The sequence below is a fragment of the Campylobacter sp. B0100352/1 genome (assembly GCF_020135855.1).
Lineage (GTDB): Bacteria > Campylobacterota > Campylobacteria > Campylobacterales > Campylobacteraceae > Campylobacter_D > Campylobacter_D taeniopygiae.
The window spans coordinates 1-353 of sequence record NZ_JACHTP010000119.1 but is presented as its reverse complement, the minus strand read 5'-3'; the positions used below and the strand labels follow the sequence as shown (position 1 = coordinate 353).

Here is a 353-nt window from a genome sequence, read left to right as displayed (position 1 = left end):
ATGAAAAAAATATTTTTAACTACCTTACTTATTTTTAGTTTAAGTGCTTGTAAAGGAGAGGATATGAACGATAAAGATATTAAAATGGTTTATGCACCTAATGGAGTTGGTATAAGACTCAATACAAAAACCAATGAATTTTTATTCACAAAACAAGATGATGAAACTGGTAAATACACCCAAGAATATACTAAGGCACTCTTAGAAGCAGTCAATATAGTTGATAACTCCCCTTATAAAAAATCTTACAAACCTAATTATTTAGATCCTGAATTTCACACAGGAAAGAGATCTACTTTGCTTGAATTTAAAGATTGGCAAAAGATTTATTTAAAAGATCCCATCAAAGGAGC

General features: G+C 29.2%; 1 pseudogene. It reads left to right on the top strand.

The features are described from left to right. Nucleotides 1–353, top strand: a pseudogene (locus tag H2279_RS08800) (hypothetical protein); the annotation flags it as partial.